This window comes from Micromonospora sp. NPDC049282 (assembly GCF_043197045.1).
Lineage (GTDB): Bacteria > Actinomycetota > Actinomycetes > Mycobacteriales > Micromonosporaceae > Micromonospora.
Genome location: NZ_JBICSL010000003.1, coordinates 401,554 through 420,054, shown reverse-complemented (window position 1 = coordinate 420,054; position 18,501 = coordinate 401,554). Strand labels below are relative to the sequence as shown.

The following is an 18,501-nucleotide window of genomic DNA, read 5'->3' as shown; positions in this document are numbered from 1 at the left end:
CTCCGTGCGGTGCTATTCAGCAGCCCGCCGGGCACCCTCGCCGTGGCAACCGCACCAGTCTACCCGAGCGATTTCCCGGTTTGCCGGCAGTCCCCATATCACCGTCCCGGCCGGTCCGCAGGGCAACGGTCCGACCGCCGGACGACGCCGGCGGCCGGACCACACGATCAGCTCAGGCCACCGAAGAGGGTGGTCACCGAACCGTCGTCGAAAACCTCCCGGATCGCCCGGGCCAGCAGCGGCGCGATCGACAGCACGGTCAACTTGTCGAGCTGCTTCTCCGGCGGCAACGGCAGCGTGTTCGTCACCACGACCTCGCTGATCGGGCTGTTCTTCAGCCGCTCCGTCGCCGGGTCCGACAGCAACGCGTGGGTCGACGCGACGACGATCTCCGCCGCCCCCGACTCCTTCAGGATGTCGGCCGCCTTGGTGATCGTGCCACCGGTGTCGATCATGTCGTCGACGATCAGGCACACCCGGCCCTCGACCTCACCGACCACGCGGTTCGCCACCACCTGGTTCGGCTTCATCGGGTCCCGGGTCTTGTGGATGAACGCCAGCGGGCAACCGCCCAGCCGGTCCGTCCAGCGCTCGGCCACCCGCACCCGGCCCGAGTCCGGCGCGACCACCGTCATCGGGCGGCCCGCGTACTTGTGCTCGACGTACTCGGCCAGAATGTCCATCGCGAACAGGTGATCCACCGGGCCGTCGAAGAAGCCCTGGATCTGCGCGGTGTGCAGGTCGACGGTCAGGATCCGGTTCGCCCCCGCGGTCTTCAGCAGATCGGCCACCAGCCGCGCCGAGATCGGCTCCCGCCCCCGGTGCTTCTTGTCCTGCCGGGAGTAGGGATAGAACGGCAGCACCACGGTGATCCGCTTGGCCGAACCGCGCTTCAACGCGTCCACCATGATCAGGGTTTCCATGATCCAGGTGTTCACCCCGTGCGTCACGGACTGCACCACGAAGGCGTCCGAACCACGCACCGAGTCCTTGTACCGTACGAAAATCTCACCGTTGGCGAACTCGTAGGCGTCGGCGGGCGTCGGCGCGACGCCGAGCACCTCACCGATCTCCTTGGCCAGCTCCGGAAAACCCCTTCCGGAGAAGAGCATCAGGCTTTTGCGGTTCTCGGCGACGATGCTGCCCATGGGCCCGTCTGCTCCCGTGTGTCGGTGGTGCCCGGCGGCGGTGGGGCCGGGGAGTGTGCGGTTGCAGTATCCCCCGGGTTCACCGGTCCACCCACGACCCGGCCGCCCCCGTGGATTCAGTCACCTTCGCTTGCGGACCCGCCCGGCTCCGACGCACCCTCGACGGCCTGCCGCGCCGCCTCCGCGGCCGCCGTACCGGCCCGCTTGCGCAGCACCCAGCCCTCCACGTTGCGCTGCTGGCCCCGCGCCACCGCCATCGCGCCCGCCGGCACGTCCGCGGTGATCACCGAGCCGGCCGCGGTGTACGCGCCGTCGCCCACCCGCACCGGCGCCACGAACATGTTGTCCGCCCCGGTGCGGGCGTGACTGCCGATCGTGGTGTGGTGCTTGCGCACCCCGTCGTAGTTGACGAAGACCGAGGCCGCGCCGATGTTGCTGTGGTCGCCGATCGTCGCGTCCCCGACGTACGACAGGTGCGGCACCTTCGAGCCCTCACCGATCGACGCCTTCTTGGTCTCCACGAACGTGCCGACCTTCGCCTTGCGGGCCAGCCGCGACTCGGGCCGCAGGTAGGCGTACGGGCCGACGCTGGCCTGCGGGCCCACCTCGGCGCCCACCGCGTGGCTGCGCACCACGCTCGCGTCCTCGCCCACCACGGTGTCGACGAGCGTGGTGTCCGGCCCGACCAGCGCGCCCGCGCCGACCGTCGTGCCGCCCTGCAACTGGGTGTTCTGGTCGATCACGGCGTCCCGCTCCAGGGTCACCGTCACGTCGATCCAGGTGGTGTGCGGGTCGAGGATGCTCACCCCGGTGCGCATCCAGCCCTCGTTGACCCGGTCGCGCAGCAGCCGACGCAGCCCGGCCAGCTCCACCCGGTCGTTGCAGCCCAGCGTCTCCACGTGGTCGGCCGCGCGGTGCACCGCGACCGGCTCGCCCGCGTCCCGGAGCAGGGCGAAGACGTCGGTCAGGTATTCCTCGCCCTGGTCGTTGTCGGTGGAGAGCTTGCCCAGCGCCTCCCGCAGCCGGGCCAGGTCGAACGCGTAGATGCCGGCGTTGATCTCCCGCAACGCGCGTTGCTGCGGCGTGGCGTCACGTTCCTCGACGATCTGCTCCAGCCGCCCCTGCACGTCCCGCACGATCCGACCCAGGCCCGTCGGGTCCGGCACCTCGGCGGCCAGCACGGTCGCCGCCGCGGCGGCGTCCTCGTGCGCCTCGACCAGGGCCGCGACCGTCTCCGGCCGCAGCAGCGGCACGTCGCCGTTGATCACCACGACCGTGCCGGTGGCGTCCGGCACGGCGTCCAGCGCGATCCGGACCGCGTGCCCGGTGCCGAGCTGGCGCTCCTGGAGGACCGGCGTGGCCGCCGGGGCGACCTCGGTCAGGTGCGCCCGCACCTGGTCGGCGCCGTGGCCGACCACCACCACGGTGCGGTCCGCGCCCAACGGCTCGGCGGCGACCAGGACGTGGCCGAGCAGGGTGCGGCCGAGCAGCGGGTGCAGCACCTTGGGCAGGGACGACTTCATCCGCTTGCCCTCACCGGCGGCGAGCACGACGACGGTGCGGAGGTGGGGCTGGGACACGACGTGCTCCCGTCGGGACGGCGACAGTCTCGCGGTCATGCTAACCAGACCGGCTGGCAGGTTGCCGCGTACCCCAAGAAGGACGCCTATACCCCGAAATGGCTCGGCCGCCAGGATTCGAACCTGAAACACAAGAACCAAAATCTTGGGTGTTGCCAGTTACACCACGGCCGAAGGAACGCTGACAGCTTAGCGGGTCCCGCCTACCTCAGGTGGCCTCGGACAGGGGCATCGACACCGCGCGGACCCACCGCCACGCGGAGGTTGTTCATTCATCGCGCATTCCCGCCACGGCGTCCTCGACGCCGCGGATGACACCCTCGACCCGCCAGTAGAGGTGGCGGCTTCGAGGAACGGTGATCACCAGGCAACCCCGGTAGCCCTCGCCGTTGTTCCGGCGCGTCGTTGCCGGCTCGTGCCGTTTGAGCGTCGCCCGACCGAACCGTTCCAGCGGTAGGCCCAGCCGCTCCGCCCACCAGCGCTGGGTCGCTTCGGCATCGGCGGACTCGTGGATGAGCAATCGGTAGCGCGGCACCCCACGGTTGATGCCGCAGCTGGCCAGGAACGCGAGGAACAGCGCGAGCAACCCGGGGTCGCTGTTGACGAACTCCAGTCGGTCCTGCGGTCGCCACGGTTTCGACTTGCTCCCCTCGCACCAGCAGATCCCGCTCGCTGAGGCCGCCCACCGCATCGGCGGCCCGGGCCTGCTCGGAAGCCTGCGCCGCGTCCCGCGACTGCCGGTACGCGCTCCAGCGGGCGTCCGTCATCACCTTCGCGTGCTTTCGACGCCGCTCGGCCGTTGCCGCGTCCGGGTCCAGCGGCAGGTGCCGCACCCACTGGTAGGCGGTCGACTTCGCGACCCCGAGCTGCTCCGCGATCTGGTTGACCGACCGGCCGACCGCACGCAGCCGCAGGGCTTCGGCGCGGGCCTCGTCCCGGGCCCGGGGCCGGCGGGTCCGTTCCGGCGGCGGGACGCCGCGCAACAGGGCGTACGTCCGGTCCCGGCCGATGCCCAGGCGGACCCGGATCTCCGCGACGGAGAGCTGTTCCTCGACGCGCAGCCGGCGCGCCTCGACGGCGAGCGGATCGGTCACCAGGGCCAAATTAGAACAGGCGTACGACAAGGTGTGGACCGGTCGGCCCCCGCGCGCCGCGCCTGGCAGGATGGGGCGGGTGACCGATGTTCCCGGCAGCGACCGCGCTCGCCGGCGGGCCGTCCCGGCGGCCAAGCCGCCCCGGGTCCGGATGTCCGCCACGCAGCGACGCGAGCAGTTGATCTTGATCGCTCGGCAGATCTTCGCCGAGCGCGGGTTCGACGCCACCTCGATCGAGGAGGTGGCGGCGCGGGCCAAGGTCTCCAAGCCGGTGGTCTACGAGCACTTCGGCGGCAAGGAGGGGCTTTACGCGGTGGTGGTGGACCGGGAGGTCCGCTCCCTGCTGGACCGGATCACCACGGCGTTGACCGCCGGTCATCCGCGGGAGTTGCTGGAGCAGGCCGCGTTGACGTTGCTGACCTACATCGAGGAGGAGACCAGCGGGTTCCGGGTGCTGGTCCGCGAGTCGCCGTTGATGTCGGCGACGGGCAACTTCAGCAGCGTGATGAACGACGTCGCGCACCAGGTGGAGCACATCCTCGGCGCGGAGTTCCACAGCCGGGGGTACGACCCGAAGCTGGCGGAGCTCTACTCGCAGGCGCTGGTGGGCATGGTGGCGTTGGCCGGGCGCTGGTGGCTGGAGGTCCGCAAGCCGCGCAAGGAGACGGTGGCGGCGCACCTGGTGAACCTGGCCTGGAACGGCCTGTCACACCTGGAGTCGAAGCCGGGCCCGCTCAGCGGTTAGGGCCCTCGGCGATTGGGTGGTAGCGGCGGCGGCGCTCCTCCTCCGCGTGCTCGGGCGGCCCGACCTTGTCGTAGAGGCCGGTCGCGAGCAGGATCAGCCCGAACAGCATCGACACGATGACGGTGGACATCGAGAAGTTCAGGAAGTTCGCCGAGGTCTGCAGCACGGACATCATCAGGGTGCCGGTGACCAGGAAGACCACGCCGGCGGTGAGGTTCATGTAGTGCCCGAGGTTGTCGCGGCGGGACGCGCCGAGCAGGAGGACCGCGCCGAAGGCCACCGAGACCAGCGAGAAGGCCAGGTTGGTACGCAGCCCGAGGGCCCAGTTGCCGTCCCGGCCGAACAGCCCGTCGCCCCAGGTCTGGAACACGCCGTAGACGCCGAAGACCAGGATGTAGAGGCCGATGAGCCCGGACAGCACCCGGTAGAGCGGTCGCGCGGGGTGGTTCACCGGGAAGTGCGCCATGGTGCCCTCCAGTCGCCTGACTGATTCGGGGCAATTGTCGCCCGGCCCGCCCGCTCCCGTCCCGGAAAACGCCGACGGCCCGGCGCACCGCGCCGGGCCGTCGGGACGGATCCGATCAGAGCACCAGGCGGGCCTTCTGCCAGGCCTCGTGCTCGTCGGCGCTGCCCACCTTGCCGTACATGCCGACCACCAGGAGCACCAGGGACAGGGTCAGGAGCACGACCACGGTCATGATCGAGAAGTTGAGGATGTTGGCGTCGGTCTGGAGGAACGCCAGCTCGGCCAGACCGATGGCCATCAGGGTGTAGGCCAGCCACTGGTTGATCGCCACGTCGAGGTTGCGGCCGATCGCGGTGCCGGCCAGGATCACCACGCCGATCAGCACCGACAGGAGCGAGAAGCCCATGTTGGTGCCCTGGCCGAGGACCTTGGTGTCGTCCTGGGCGAAGAAGTCGCTGCCGGCGCTGGCGATGACGCCGAGGCCACCGAAGACGACGAAGTAAAGACCGACGAGCCCGCCGATCGCCCGGAAGATCGGCCGCGCGGGGTGGTTGACGGGGGTGTGGGACATCTCTGCGTCTCCAAGACCGATCGGATGAGGGTTCACCGCTGATTGTCCCGTACGCCGGTCAGTGACGCCGCACACCCCCCACGGGTCAGCCGCCGGGCAACTCCTCGGCCAGCGCCAACCAGGTCTCCTCGGTGCGGTCCCGCTCGGCCCGCACCTCCTTGAGCTGGGCGTCCAGCTCGGCGACGCGGGCGTAGTCGGTGGCGTTGGCGGCGAGCTGCTCGTGCAGGCCCGCCTCCTTCTGCTCGAGCTTGGCGATCTGCCGTTCCAGCCGGTTCAGCTCCTTCTTCGCGGTGCGTACCTCGGCGGCGGACATGCCGTCGCGGGCCGGGACGGCCGTGCCCGGGGTGAGGTCGGCGGGCGCCGGGCCGCCGGCCGCGGCAGCGCGCGCCAGGTATTCGTCGACGCCGCCGGGCAGGTGCACCAGCCGCCCGTCGCCGAACATCCCGTACGCGACGTCGGTGACCCGCTCGATCAGGTAGCGGTCGTGGCTGGCCACCACGATGGTGCCGGGCCAGGAGTCGAGCAGGTCCTCCAGCGCGGCGAGGGTGTCGGTGTCCAGGTCGTTGGTGGGCTCGTCGAGCAGGAGCACGTTGGGCTCGCCGGCGAGCAGCCGCAGCATCTGCAGGCGGCGGCGCTCGCCACCGGAGAGGTCGCTCACCGGGGTCCAGAGCCGCCGGTCGTCGAAGCCGAAGATCTCGGCGAGCTGGGCGGCGCTGATCTCCCGGTCGCCGAACTGCACCCGGCGGGCCACCTCCTCGACGGCCTCCAGGACGCGCAGGTGGCCGGGGAGTTCGGCGAGTTCCTGGGACAGGAAGGCGGGCCGCACGGTCTGCCCGGCGGCGAAGCGCCCGCCGTCGGCGCGGGTCACGCCGGCGAGCAGCCGCAGCAGGGTGGTCTTGCCGGCGCCGTTCCGGCCGAGGACGGCGATCCGGTCGCCGGGCCCGACCTGCCAGGTGGTGTCGCGCAGGATCTCCTTCGGGCCGGCGTGCAGGGTGACGTGTTCCAGGTCGTACACCTGCTTGCCGAGCCGGGCGGTGGCCAGCCGTTGCAGCGACATGGTGTCGCGCGGTTCCGGCACGTCGGCGATGAGCGCGTTGGCCGCGTCGATGCGGAACTTGGGCTTGGAGGTCCGTGCCGGCGGGCCCCGCCGCAGCCAGGCGATCTCCTTGCGGAGCAGGTTCTGCCGGCGGGCCTCGGTCGCCGCGGCGATCCGTTGCCGCTCGATGCGGGCCAGCGTCCACGCGGCGAAGCCGCCCTCGTACGCCCGGACGGTCTGGTCGGCCACCTCCCAGGTGGTCGTGCAGACGGCGTCGAGGAACCAGCGGTCGTGGGTGACCACGACGAGCGTGCCCTTGCGGGTGACCAGGTGCCGGGCCAGCCAGTCGACGCCGCCGACGTCGAGGTGGTTGGTGGGCTCGTCGAGGACCAGCAGGTCGGCGTCGCGGACCAACAGGGCGGCGAGCGCGACCCGGCGGCGTTCCCCGCCGGACATCGGGCCGACCGGCGTGTCGAGGCCGAGGTGGGGCATGCCGAGACCGTCGAGGATGGCCCGCACGCCGGCGTCGCCGGCCCACTCGTGCTCGGCGCCCATGCTCTGGTCGAGCCAGGCGGTGCCGAGCACCACGTCGCGCACGGTGAGCTCGGGGGCCAGGTCCAGGCGCTGCGGCAGCCAGGCCACGCGCAGGTCGCGGCGGAGGGTCACCCGGCCGTCGTCGGGTTCCTCGGTGCGGGTGAGCAGCCGCAGCAGCGTCGACTTGCCGGCGCCGTTGAGCCCGACCACACCGACCCGGTCGGCGTCGTCGAGGCCGAGCGAGACGTCGGTGAGCAGCGGCCCGGCGGCGCCGTACCCCTTGGACACCCGGTCCAGGTTGACGATGTTGGCCACTTACCCACCTTCCACGACCAAGGCGCCCCGGGTGCCCGGGACGCCTGAACCCCAAGGGTACGCGGACCGGCCGACGCGCCTCAGACCACGCGGGCGCCGGCGACCGGACCGTGCGCGACCCGGGCCTCCCGGCACACCCCGGCGGCGGTCAGCTCGTCGGCGATCCGCCCGGCGTCGGCGGCGTCGGCGGCGAGGAACACGCAGGTGGGTCCGGAGCCGGAGACGAAGCCGGCGAGCGCGCCGGCGGCCTCGCCGGCCTTGAGCGTGCCGGCCAGCGCCGGACGCATGGTCAGCGCGGCGTCCTGGAGGTCGTTGCCGAGCGTGGCGGCGAGCACCCGCGGATCCCGCTGGCGCAGCGCGCCGAGCAGCGCGTCGGCGCTGCCCAGCGGCTCGCCGGCGGCCCCGGTGTCACGCAGCCGGTCCAGCTCCCGGTAGGCGGCCGGGGTGGAGAGGCCGCTGTCGGCGATGGCCACCACCCAGTGCCAGGAGGTGGGGCGGGCGAGCACCGGGCTGACCGCCTCGCCCCGGCCGGTGCCGAGGGCGGTGCCGCCGTGGATCAGGAACGGCACGTCGGAGCCGAGGTCGGCGGCGATGCCGGCCAGTTCGTCGCGGGACAGGCCGGTGCCCCAGAGCGCGTCGCAGGCGACAAGCGTGGCGGCCGCGTCGGCGCTGCCACCGGCCAGTCCGCCGGCGAGCGGGATGTGCTTGCGCAGGTGCAGCCGGGCGTGCGGGGCGACCCCGGCGTAGCCGGCGAGGGCGTGCGCGGCGCGCAGCACCAGGTTGGTGTCGTCGAGGGCCAGTTCGCCGGCGCCCTCGCCCTCCATGGTGAGGGCGAGCGTGTCGCCGCGGCGGGCGGTCAGCTCGTCGTAGATGGAGATCGCGTGGTAGACGGTGTTCAGCTCGTGGTAGCCGTCCCGGCGCAGCGGCCCCACCCCGAGATGCAGGTTGACCTTGGCGGGCACCCGCACCTTGACCGGACCGCTGGCCCCGCGCCGCTGCCCGTCCTCGTCCTCCGGTCGCCAGGCCTCGGTCACCGGGGGAACTCCCGCGGACGCAGGCGGATGTCGAACGGCTTCTGCACGGTCAGCTCCTCGGCGGGGTCGGGCAACGGCGCCAGCCTACTGGGCGGCGGCGGGGCCGTCCGGGGCCGACGCGGCGATGGCGGCGAACTGCTCGACGGTGAGTGACTCGCCGCGTGCGCCCGGGTCCACGCCGGCGGCGGTGAGCGCGGCGGCGGCCCGGTCCGGCCCGCCGGCCCAGCCGGCCAGGGCGGCGCGCAGCGTCTTGCGGCGCTGCGCGAACGCGGCGTCGACGACCGCGAAGACCGCCCGCCGGGGTACGTCGGGGCGGGGCGGCTCGCGGCGGGTGAACGCGACGAGCCCGGAGTCGACGTTCGGCACCGGCCAGAAGACGTTCGGCGGGACCTTGCCGGCGGAGCGGGAGCGGGCGTACCAGGCGAGCTTGACCGAGGGGATGCCGTACACCTTGGAGCCGGGACCGGCGACGAGCCGGTCGGCGACCTCCTTCTGCACCATCACCAGGCCGTGCCGCAGGGTGGGCAGCTCGGCGAGGAGGTGCAGCACCACCGGCACGGCCACGTTGTACGGCAGGTTCGCCACCAGCGCGGTCGGCGCCGGAGCGGCCAGGTCGGCGGCGGTGACCCGCAGCGCGTCGGCGTTGCGCACGGTGAGCCGGGCGGCGTCCGGGCCGGCGAACCGCTCGGCGGTGGCCGGCAGCGCGGCGGCGAGCGCCGGGTCGAGTTCCACGGCGTGCACGTGCGCGGCGACCGGCAGCAGCGCCAGGGTGAGCGAGCCGAGACCGGGACCGACCTCCAACGCCACGTCGTCCGGGGCGAGCCCGGCGGCGGTGACGATCCGCCGCACGGTGTTCGGGTCGTGCACGAAGTTCTGGCCGAGCTTCTTGGTCGGCGTGACGCCGAGCCGCGCGGCGAGTTCCCGGATCTCCGCCGGGCCGAGGAGTCCAGTCACGCCCCGTAGCGTAAGCGCCCCCGCATCGCGGTAAGGAGGGGCCCCTTGTTGACGCCTGGCGTGGTGGCGGGGCCCCCTCTTCAACGCCACGGGCCGAAGGCACGCTCACTGTTGGTGGAGATCGCGGCGCAGAGGGTGTCCAGGTCGGTGCCGGTGGTGTCGGCGAGGAAGCGGACGGTCAGCGGGATCAGGTACGACGCGTTCGGTCGTCCCCGGTGCGGCATCGGCGTCAGGTAGGGCGCGTCGGTCTCCACCAGCATCCGCTCGGGCGGAGTGACGGCGGCGGCCGCCCGCAGCGCGGTGGCGCTGCCGAAGGTGACCGTGCCGGCGAAGCTCAGCAGATGCCCCCGGCGGACGCACTCGCGGGCGAAGTCGGCGTCGCCGGAGAAGCAGTGCATCACCACGGTGTCCGGCGCGCCCTCGTCGTCGAGGATCCGCAGCACGTCGGCGTGGGCGTCCCGGTCGTGGACGACAAGCGCCTTGCCGTACCGCTTGGCGATGGCGACGTGCGCCCGGAAGCTCTCCTCCTGCGCGGCCCGCCCCTCGGCGCCGGTGCGGAAGAAGTCCATGCCGGTCTCGCCGATGCCGCGGACCCGGTCCCGTCCGGCGAGCGCCTCGATCTCGCGCAGCGCCTCGTCCAGGTCCGCCAGGCGGGGCGCCTCGTTGGGGTGCAGCGCCACGGTGGCCAGGACCGCCGGGTAGCGGTCGGCGACGTCGGCGCTCCAGCGGGACGACTCGACGTCCACGCCGACCTGGACGAGCCGGTCCACGCCGACCCCGGCGGCGACGGCGATCGCGGCGGCCACCGGGTCGCCGGCGGCGGGACCGCCCGGTGGCGTGCCGTACTCCCCGACGGTGATGTCGAGGTGGGTGTGACTGTCCGGCACGGGCGCCGGCAGCGGCTCGGGGACGGGCGGGAACTCGCCGGCCCGTCGGGCGGCGCGCTGCTTGCGGGTCTCGGTCTGCTCGGTCATCGCGGCCAGCATCACACACCCGCCGGCGGCCACGTTCCCGGACCGCCACCGTCCGTTCACACGCCCCACATCTGGCCGGCTTAGCGTCCCGGGGTGACCGTCACTGACCAGGCCGGCGGGGCCGCCTCCGAGCGGACCGGGTTGCGCGTGACGTACGACGGCCGGGTGCACCCGGCCGAGGAGATCGCCCGGGGCGCGGCGTACGAGCTGTTCAGCGCCGACGAGGCGCCCGGCTTCGAGTGGTGCCCCCGGCCCGGCGCCGGTCACCCGTGGCGGAGGTTCGTGCACGCCACCGAGGTGGAGGCGGTGCACGGGGCGGCGGAGCCGACCGACGAGGCCGACGCGCCGCTGCTGATGCCGGTGCACCGCGAGCGCGGCTGGGCGTACGTGCACCAGCTCAGCCAGCGGCCGGCGGCGGCGGGTGACCCGACGTTGGCCGTGGTGCGGGCGTCGGCGGTGGTCCGGCCGGGCACCCGGATGATGAAGGCGCTCTCCGCCCGGCAGCTCGCCGGCTACGTGCGGGGCTGGCTGCCGCACGGCTTCTGCTACCGGGAGCACGACGTGGCGCACCTGCGTACGCCGGCCGGGATGGCGGTGCTGCGGGGCGACCCGGAGGGCGGCGACGTGGCGTACGCGTTGCGCTGGCGGGCCGCCGACCCGGCGGACTACGACGTGCCGGTCGGTCCGGCGCACCGCGGGCTGACCGTCCTGCCGCCCCGGGACCGGCTCGGGCCGCCGGTGCTGGGCACCGGTTTCGTGCCGAGCGACGGCCAACTCGTCCCGGAGTTCGTCACCCGGGACTTCGCCGACCTGCCGATGCCGGCGAACGCCACGTTGCTCGCCTACCCGGCGGAGGGAATGGAGGTGGTGCTCTACGCCTATCAGGCGGAGCAGCGCGGCTGGTTGCGGCTGGCCGGTCCGCAGTGGCGGCACCTGCTGGCGGCGGTGCCGGGGCTCTCGGCCGACCAGGAGTACGTGCCGACCGGCGACGCGCCGCGCTCCACCCAGCTCGTCGGCGTGTACGCCGGGGTGGAGTACGAGGCGGTGGCCGACCAGCCCGACGGTTTCCGGGTGCTGGCGATGACCCGGGCGGCCCGGTATCCGGTGGCGGCCGCGGCCCGCCGGCTGCGGACGGCCGCCTGGCGCGGGGTGCCCTGCCTGGTGCTGCGGGAGGAGGCGGGCTGGCTGCGGTTGCGGCTGCGCCGCCCGGATCCGGACACGGTGGCCCTGACCGGGGCGCAGTGTCACGAACGCGGCGTCTACGAGGTCTGGGCGCCGGGCGCCGAGCTGACCGACGACCGGGTGGTGGACCTGCCGTATCCGCGGCGGAACGAATAGACGGCGGCGGGTCGGGAAGGCGTGGGCGTCCGAGACCCACGCGTAGGGGGAATCCCGACATGCCTTTCGTCACCGTAGGTACGGAGAACTCCGCACCCATCGACCTGTACTACGAGGATCACGGTTCCGGTCAGCCGATCGTGCTGATCCACGGTTTCCCGTTCAACGGCGCCACCTGGGAGAAGATGAGCGGTCCGCTGCTCGCCGCCGGTTACCGGGTGATCACGTACGACCGGCGTGGTTACGGCAGTTCGGCGCAGCCGGCCTCCGGCTACGACTACGACACGTTCGCCGCCGACCTCGACGTGTTGATGACCGAGCTGGACCTGCGCAACGCGATCCTGGTCGGACACTCGATGGGTACCGGTGAGGTCACCCGCTACCTGGGCGCGTACGGGTCGGACCGGGTGGAGCGCGCGGTCATGATGGCCCCGTTGGCGCCGTACCTGCTGAAGGCCCCGGACGACCCGGAGGGCGTCGACAAGAGCATGTTCGAGGGGTTCCAGAAGGCGATCATCCAGGACCGGTTCGCCTACCTGACCCAGTTCTGCGACGCGTTCTTCAACGCCAGCGAGAACCGGGGGAAGCTGGTCAGCGACGAGGCCTACCACGCGCACTGGCAGATCGGCGCGCAGGCGTCGGCGAAGGGCACCCACGACTCGGTGGATGCCTGGCAGACCGACTTCCGCGGCGACCTGCCGAACATCGACGTGCCGGTGCTGATCATCCAGGGCGACAAGGACAACGTGCTGCCGTACCCGGTCACCGGTCAGCGGCTGGTGAACATGCTGTCCGACGCCAAGCTGGTCACGCTGAAGGGCGCGCCGCACGGCACCCCGTGGACGCATCCGACCGAGGTCAACAAGGCGATCATGGAGTTCATCGGCAAGCCGATGATGGCCCGGGCCTGACCCGGGACGACGAGCGGCCCCGGGGGTTCCCCGGGGCCGCCGTCGCGTCGGTGGTCAGCCGGCGAGGCGGGCCAGCTCCTCGTCGACGATGGAGGGGTCGAGCTTGCGGAACACCGGCTTGGGCGCCGCGAGCGGCCGACCGACCTCCAGGGGTACGGACTGCCAGCGCGCGCCGACCGTGTAGTCACCGGTCAGCACCGGGTACGCCGGGCCGCCGTCGAGGTCGTCGACCTCCTCGATCACCGGCATCGGCGCGTGCGTGCCGGTGCCGCCGAGCAGCTCGTGGATCTGCTGGGCGGAGTGCGGCAGGAACGGGGTGAGCAGCGTGTTGGCGTCGCTGACCACCTGGAGGGCGACGTGCAGGATGGTGCCCATCCGCGGCTTGTCGTCGTCGCCCTTGAGCTTCCACGGCGCCTGCTCGGACAGGTACTTGTTGGCCTCGGCGACCACCTTCATCGCCTCGCCGATGGCCTGCTTCTGCCGGTGCCGCGCGATCAGGTCGCCGACGACCGCGAACCCGGCCGTGGCGGTGTCCAGCAGCGCCCGGTCGGCGTCGGTGAGCCCGGCCGGGTCGACCGGCGGGATGGCGCCGAAGTTCTTCGCCGCCATGGAGACGCAGCGGTTGACCAGGTTGCCCCAGCCGGCGACCAGCTCGTCGTTGTTGCGGCGGAGGAACTCGGCCCAGGTGAAGTCGGTGTCGTTGCTCTCCGGGCCGGCGACCGCGATGAAGTAGCGCAGCGCGTCGGCGTCGTAGCGTTCGAGGAAGTCCCGGACGTAGATGACCACCTTGCGGGAGGAGGAGAACTTCCGCCCCTCCATGGTCAGGTATTCGCTGGAGACGACCTCGGTGGGCAGGTTGAGCCGGCCCAGTTCGCCGGGCTCGCCGTCGCGGGCGCCCTCGCCGGAGTAGCCGCCGAGCAGCGCCGGCCAGATCACCGAGTGGAAGACGATGTTGTCCTTGCCCATGAAGTAGTAGCCGCGGGCGTCCTTCCCCTCCCCGCCCGCCGACCACCACCTGCGCCAGGCCTCCGGGTCGCCGGTGCGGCGGGCCCACTCGATCGAGGCGGACAGGTAGCCGATCACCGCGTCGAACCAGACGTAGATCCGTTTGTCGGACCGGTCCTGCCAGCCGTCGAGGGGGATCGGCACGCCCCACTCCAGGTCCCGGGTGATGGCCCGGGGCTGGAGGTCGTCGAGCAGGTTGCGGGAGAACCGGAGCACGTTGGGGCGCCAGCCCTCCCGGCTGTCCAGCCACTGCCGCAGCGCGTCGGCCAGGGCCGGCAGGTCGAGGAAGAAGTGCTCGGTCTCGACGAACTCCGGCGTCTCGCCGTTGATCTTCGACTTGGGGTCGATCAGGTCGATCGGGTCGAGCTGGTTGCCGCAGTTGTCGCACTGGTCGCCGCGCGCGCTGTCGTAGCCGCAGATCGGGCAGGTGCCCTCGATGTAGCGGTCGGGCAGGGTGCGGCCGGTGGACGGCGAGATCGCCCCGGTGGTGACCTTCGGGACGATGTAGCCGTTGCGGTGCAGCCCGGTGAACAGCTCCTGCACCACCGCGTAGTGGTTGCGGGTGGTGGTGCGGGTGAACAGGTCGTACGACAGGCCCAGCGCCCGAAGGTCCTCGGCGATCACCCGGTTGTAGCGGTCGGCCAGCTCGCGCGGGGTGACCCCCTCGGCGTCGGCCTGCACCTGGATCGGGGTGCCGTGCTCGTCGGTGCCCGAGACCATGAGCACGTCGTGACCGGCCATCCGCATGTACCGGGCGAAGACGTCGGAGGGAACGCCGAATCCGGATACGTGGCCGATGTGGCGCGGGCCGTTGGCGTAGGGCCAGGCGACCGCGGCGAGAACGTGACTCATGAGCGTCAAGACTAGTGAGTGCCGTGGACGCCCCGCGAACCAATAGGGCGGCTGCCGCCGCCGAACGCCCGATTTGTCGCCGACACGCTGCCTGAGCTGCCCGATGAGCCCAGTGAGCCGGTGTCCAATGAACGTCGTGACCAGCAGACCAGCGGCACCCGAGCCGTCCGCGGCCGATCGGGCCACCCGGACCGCGCCCGGCGCCCCGGTCGCTCCGCAGCCCCGGTTGGACCCGGCGGACCCGCCGGTGGAGGTGGAGCCGACCACCGGTGCGCCGCGGGACGCCGTGCCCCGGCGGGTGCCGGTGCGGCAGCCGCGCTGGCATCGGCGGTCGGCCCGGCCCGGCGACGAGGTGGCCGGCTGGGCGCCGATCGAGGAGGTGCACTGGGACGGCACGCCGCTGCGCGACGAGCCGCGCCCTCGCGCCGGTGACGCGCCGGCCCGACGCCGGACGGCCCGCCCGGTCCACCCGCCGGACCCGCCCGCGGGGCTGGCCGTGCTGCTGGCGTTGAGCCTGCTCGCCGCGTTCTTCGCCTGGGTGAGCGCGGGCCCGTTCTGGCTGGCGGTGGGGCATTCCACAGGCGGCACCGTGATGATCACCGAGTGCGCCGGGGGCGGGCTCGCCCAGCGCTGTCGGGGGATCTTCCAGGCCGAGCACGACCGCTTCCAGGCCCAGGGGGTACGGGTCAGCGGCGTGCCCGCGGGGCGTACCGCCACCGGCAGCACGCTGCCGGCCCGGATGACCGGGCCGGACGGGGCCACCGCATACGCGGACCGGGGCGTCGGCCGGCACCTGCGCTGGCTGCTCGGGCTGACCCTGGTGGCGGGCTGCGCGGCGGGGATCGCCCGGTGGACCGGCGCGAACCGGCTGGCGGATCAGCGGCAGCGGCGCTGGGCGGTGGGTCTGGCGCTGGCCGGCCCGCTGCTGATCACGGTTGGCTTCCTCGCCGCCGCCTGGTGAGCGGGTAAGGAGGGGCCCTCTGTCAACGCTTCCGGTAGAGAAGGGGCCCCCTCGGAGAGCGACTGCACCTCAGCGGTGCACCACCGCGTAGACCTCACGGCGGCGCAGCCCGTGCGCGGTGGCGACCTCGGTGATCGCGTCCCGCCGGGACGCCCCGGCCGCCTCGCGTTCGGCCACCTCGGCACGCAGCGTGTCGTCGTCCGGGCGCACCGCGGGCGTCGCCGGCGCTCCGGCCACGACCAGCGTGATCTCGCCGCGCACGTCACCCTCGGCGGCCCACCCGGCCAGCTCGCCCAGCGGCCGGCGGACCACCTCCTCGTAGGTCTTGGTCAGCTCGCGACAGAGCGCGGCGGGCCGGTCCGGGCCGAACGCCTCGGCCAGGTCGGCCAGCGCCCCGCCGATCCGGTGTGTCGCCTCGAAAATCACCAGCGTGCGCTCCTCGCCGGCCAGCGCGCGCAGGCGGGAGCGGCGGGCGCCGGGGGTACGGGGCAGGAAGCCCTCGAAGCAGAACCGGTCGCAGGGCAGCCCGGACAGCGCCAGGGCGGTGGTGACCGCGCTCGGCCCGGGCGCCGCGGTGACCGGGACGCCGGCCTCCAGCGCGGCCCGGACCAGGCGGTAGCCGGGGTCGGAGACGCTCGGCATGCCGCCGTCGGTGACCAGGGCGACGGTGTAGCCCGCGGTGAGCACCTCGGCCAGTTCCGGGGTACGCCGTTCCTCGTTGCCCTCGAAGTAGGAGACGATCCGGCCGGGGACGGTGACGTCGAGGTCGCGGGCGAGGCGAGTGAGCCGGCGGGTGTCCTCGGCGGCGACGACGTCGGCGGTGGCGAGTACCTCGCGGAACCGGGCGGACGCGTCGGCCGGGTTGCCCAGCGGCGCACCGAGCAGCACCAATCGCCCTAGCTCGGACATTTCCCCCACGGCGTGCGCCTCTCTTATCGATGGTCGTACCAATTTCGGGGACGATGGACGCCACCGGGCACCCCCGCAGCCTACGATCGCCGGGTGACGAGTGCGTCGACAGCACAGGAGCCCTCCACCACCCACCGGGCCGCCGGCTCGCCGGGCGACGACGGTGGCGACGACGGTGGCGGTGGCGGTGGTATCCCGGCCGCGGTCCGGCGTCGGCTCGCCACCGTCGACGACCGCCTCGGCCGGGGGCAGGCGTGGCTGGCCACCGCCGTGGTGGTGGCGATCGCCGCGATCCTGCGCTTCGTCGGGCTCAGTCATCCGTCCGGCAAGATCTTCGACGAGACCTACTACGCCAAGGACGCCTACGGGCTGATCGACCGCGGCGTCGAGTGGAACTACAAGGACAACGGCCCGTCGTACGTGGTCCACCCGCCGCTGGGCAAGTGGCTGATCGGGATCGGCGAGTGGGCCTTCGGCTACCAGGACGCCGAGAGCAACGTCTCGGTGCCCGGGCACCTGATGACCACCGCGCCGGAGTTCGGCTGGCGCTTCGCCGCGGCGGTCTGCGGCACGCTGTCGGTGCTGCTGCTGGTGCGCATCGGCCGGCGGATGTTCCGCTCCACCACGCTGGGCTGCGCGGCCGGCCTGCTGCTCGCGCTGGACGGTTTCCACCTGGTGCTGTCCCGCACGGCGATCCTCGACATCTTCCTGCTGCTGTTCGTGCTGGCCGCGTTCGGCGCGCTGGTGCTCGACCGGGACGCCCGGCGGCGACGCTGGGCCCGGGCGTTGGCGGACGGGCTCGACCCGGCGGCGCCGGGGCGTGCCGGCCGGCCGGCGTCGGGCTGGCGGAACTGGCCGTGGTGGCGGCTGGCCGCCGGGGTGCTGCTCGGGTGCGCCTGCTCGGTGAAGTGGAGCGGGCTCTACTTCGTGCCGGCGTTCGCGCTGCTGGTGCTGCTCTGGGAGGTCGGCGTCCGCCGCTCGGCCGGGGTCCGCCGCCCGTGGCGCGACGCGGTGCTCGACGAGCTGCCCTGGCTGCTCGCGGCCGGCGTGCTGATGGTGGTCGCCTACGTGGCCACCTGGTCGGGCTGGCTGCTGAGCGACGAGGGCTACTACCGCCTGGCCAGCCGCTACCCGAACGTCCCGGGGCTGAGCGACAGGCCGTTCATCGGCCCGCTGATCAACCTGTGGGAATACCACAAGGCGGCGTACGGCTTCCACGCCCAGCTCGACGACCCGCACAAATACCAGTCCTGGCCGTGGCAGTGGCTGCTGCTGGGCCGGCCGGTGGCGTTCGCCTGGTCCGGTGACGGCGGCTGCGGCGCGCCGAGTTGCGCCTCCGAGGTGCTGCTCCTGGGCACCCCGCTGCTGTGGTGGTCGTTCCTGCCGGCGCTGGCCGCGACCGCCTGGCTGGGCCTGGCCCGGCGGGACTGGCGGGCCGGGGCGATCCTGCTCAGCGCCGCCGCCGGCCTGCTGCCCTGGTTCTGGTTCGCCCTCGACGGCCGGACGATGTTCTCCTTCTACGCCGCGCCGGCGGTGCCGTTCCTGGTGCTCGCGGTGGTGTACGTGCTCGGCGCGATCGTCACCCCCGCGCCGGTCACTCCGACGGCCGCGCCGCCCAGCGCCGAGCAGGTCAACGACCGTCGCCTGGTCGGCGGCATCATCGCGGGCGCCTACGTGCTGCTGGTGGCGCTCTGCTTCGGCTACTTCTATCCGATCTTCGTGGGGAAGATCCTGCCGTACGCGGACTGGTCCGCCCGGATGTGGCTGGACGGTCGCTGGATCTGAGCGCGGGCGGGCGCGCGACGGCCCGGTGGGAGCACCCCACCGGGCCGTAATTCGGTTGCGATCACCACGCCGACCGTGCCAGCCGCTCGGGGGTACGAAAAAGCACGCCCCGATCGCCTGCCACGGGGGAAGCGGGCGATTGGGGCGTGCAAGACAGAGCTTAACCACAGTGCGCCAGCCGCACAACGGGTGCGGCCGGGTCAGATTTCCGACCGACGCGCCACCCCCCGAAAGGTTTACATCGGGCATTTAACAGTGGGTCATCTCGCTGGAACATAACGAGTTCGGC

General features: G+C 72.8%; 16 protein-coding genes, 1 tRNA gene and 1 pseudogene. 5 read left to right on the top strand and 13 right to left on the bottom strand.

Annotated features, from left to right (window positions below):
- Positions 1 to 167: 167 nt before the first annotated feature.
- The 5 genes and pseudogenes from ACGFI2_RS08625 to ACGFI2_RS08605 all read right to left on the bottom strand — a co-directional run.
- On the bottom strand, positions 168 to 1,148 hold the full coding sequence (locus ACGFI2_RS08625; protein WP_393512776.1) for a ribose-phosphate diphosphokinase: 981 nt from the start codon (positions 1,146 to 1,148) through the stop codon (positions 168 to 170).
- Between the two features lie 116 nt (positions 1,149 to 1,264).
- Entirely contained in the window at positions 1,265 to 2,767 is a 1,503-nt protein-coding gene (glmU, locus tag ACGFI2_RS08620; protein WP_393512773.1) for a bifunctional UDP-N-acetylglucosamine diphosphorylase/glucosamine-1-phosphate N-acetyltransferase GlmU, read from the bottom strand.
- 60 nt (positions 2,768 to 2,827) lie between these two features.
- Positions 2,828 to 2,902, bottom strand: a tRNA-Gln gene (locus ACGFI2_RS08615).
- A 94-nt stretch (positions 2,903 to 2,996) separates the two neighbouring features.
- Entirely contained in the window at positions 2,997 to 3,314 is a 318-nt protein-coding gene (locus tag ACGFI2_RS08610) for a hypothetical protein (protein WP_393513191.1), read from the bottom strand.
- Positions 3,315 to 3,606: 292 nt separating this feature from the next.
- A pseudogene (locus tag ACGFI2_RS08605) lies at positions 3,607 to 3,822 on the bottom strand (resolvase); the annotation flags it as partial.
- A gap of 79 nt (positions 3,823 to 3,901) precedes the next feature.
- Here ACGFI2_RS08605 and ACGFI2_RS08600 point away from each other — a divergent pair.
- Complete coding sequence (locus tag ACGFI2_RS08600) at positions 3,902 to 4,567, top strand: TetR family transcriptional regulator (RefSeq protein ID WP_393512770.1); 666 nt, start codon at positions 3,902 to 3,904, stop codon at positions 4,565 to 4,567.
- Here ACGFI2_RS08600 and ACGFI2_RS08595 read toward each other — a convergent pair.
- From ACGFI2_RS08595 to ACGFI2_RS08570, 6 genes are all read right to left on the bottom strand, one after another.
- Positions 4,557 to 5,033 carry a DUF4383 domain-containing protein gene (locus ACGFI2_RS08595; RefSeq protein ID WP_393512767.1) on the bottom strand — a complete coding sequence of 159 codons (477 nt, stop codon included), beginning with the start codon at positions 5,031 to 5,033 and terminating at the stop codon, positions 4,557 to 4,559. The two genes, ACGFI2_RS08600 and ACGFI2_RS08595, sit on opposite strands and share 11 nt — an antisense overlap.
- Before the next feature lie 115 nt (positions 5,034 to 5,148).
- A complete protein-coding gene (locus ACGFI2_RS08590; protein ID WP_393512764.1) occupies positions 5,149 to 5,604 on the bottom strand; it encodes a DUF4383 domain-containing protein in 456 nt (151 codons plus the stop codon).
- A gap of 85 nt (positions 5,605 to 5,689) precedes the next feature.
- Entirely contained in the window at positions 5,690 to 7,489 is a 1,800-nt protein-coding gene (locus ACGFI2_RS08585) for an ABC-F family ATP-binding cassette domain-containing protein (RefSeq protein WP_393512761.1), read from the bottom strand.
- A gap of 80 nt (positions 7,490 to 7,569) precedes the next feature.
- On the bottom strand, positions 7,570 to 8,523 hold the full coding sequence (locus ACGFI2_RS08580) for a 4-(cytidine 5'-diphospho)-2-C-methyl-D-erythritol kinase (RefSeq protein ID WP_393512758.1): 954 nt from the start codon (positions 8,521 to 8,523) through the stop codon (positions 7,570 to 7,572).
- 84 nt (positions 8,524 to 8,607) lie between these two features.
- Entirely contained in the window at positions 8,608 to 9,477 is an 870-nt protein-coding gene (gene rsmA / locus ACGFI2_RS08575) for a 16S rRNA (adenine(1518)-N(6)/adenine(1519)-N(6))-dimethyltransferase RsmA (protein ID WP_393512755.1), read from the bottom strand.
- Between the two features lie 80 nt (positions 9,478 to 9,557).
- Positions 9,558 to 10,463 carry a TatD family hydrolase gene (locus ACGFI2_RS08570; protein ID WP_393513150.1) on the bottom strand — a complete coding sequence of 302 codons (906 nt, stop codon included), beginning with the start codon at positions 10,461 to 10,463 and terminating at the stop codon, positions 9,558 to 9,560.
- 81 nt (positions 10,464 to 10,544) lie between these two features.
- On the opposite strand from ACGFI2_RS08570, the gene ACGFI2_RS08565 reads away from it, so the two are divergent.
- On the top strand, positions 10,545 to 11,789 hold the full coding sequence (locus tag ACGFI2_RS08565) for a hypothetical protein (protein WP_393512752.1): 1,245 nt from the start codon (positions 10,545 to 10,547) through the stop codon (positions 11,787 to 11,789).
- A 59-nt stretch (positions 11,790 to 11,848) separates the two neighbouring features.
- Positions 11,849 to 12,700 carry an alpha/beta fold hydrolase gene (locus ACGFI2_RS08560; protein ID WP_393512749.1) on the top strand — a complete coding sequence of 284 codons (852 nt, stop codon included), beginning with the start codon at positions 11,849 to 11,851 and terminating at the stop codon, positions 12,698 to 12,700.
- Positions 12,701 to 12,754: 54 nt separating this feature from the next.
- Here ACGFI2_RS08560 and metG read toward each other — a convergent pair whose 3' ends face one another.
- A complete protein-coding gene (metG, locus tag ACGFI2_RS08555) occupies positions 12,755 to 14,557 on the bottom strand; it encodes a methionine--tRNA ligase (protein WP_393512746.1) in 1,803 nt (600 codons plus the stop codon).
- A 127-nt stretch (positions 14,558 to 14,684) separates the two neighbouring features.
- On the opposite strand from metG, the gene ACGFI2_RS08550 reads away from it, so the two are divergent.
- Positions 14,685 to 15,518 (top strand): hypothetical protein, encoded by an 834-nt coding sequence (locus ACGFI2_RS08550; protein ID WP_393512743.1) that lies wholly within the window; start codon positions 14,685 to 14,687, stop codon positions 15,516 to 15,518.
- A 69-nt stretch (positions 15,519 to 15,587) separates the two neighbouring features.
- Here the strand turns inward: ACGFI2_RS08550 and rsmI are convergent, their stop codons facing one another.
- Entirely contained in the window at positions 15,588 to 16,427 is an 840-nt protein-coding gene (gene rsmI / locus ACGFI2_RS08545; RefSeq protein ID WP_393512740.1) for a 16S rRNA (cytidine(1402)-2'-O)-methyltransferase, read from the bottom strand.
- A gap of 93 nt (positions 16,428 to 16,520) precedes the next feature.
- Between rsmI and ACGFI2_RS08540 the strand changes: the two genes are divergently transcribed.
- Positions 16,521 to 18,212 carry a dolichyl-phosphate-mannose--protein mannosyltransferase gene (locus ACGFI2_RS08540; RefSeq protein WP_393512737.1) on the top strand — a complete coding sequence of 564 codons (1,692 nt, stop codon included), beginning with the start codon at positions 16,521 to 16,523 and terminating at the stop codon, positions 18,210 to 18,212.
- Positions 18,213 to 18,501: the final 289 nt, after the last annotated feature.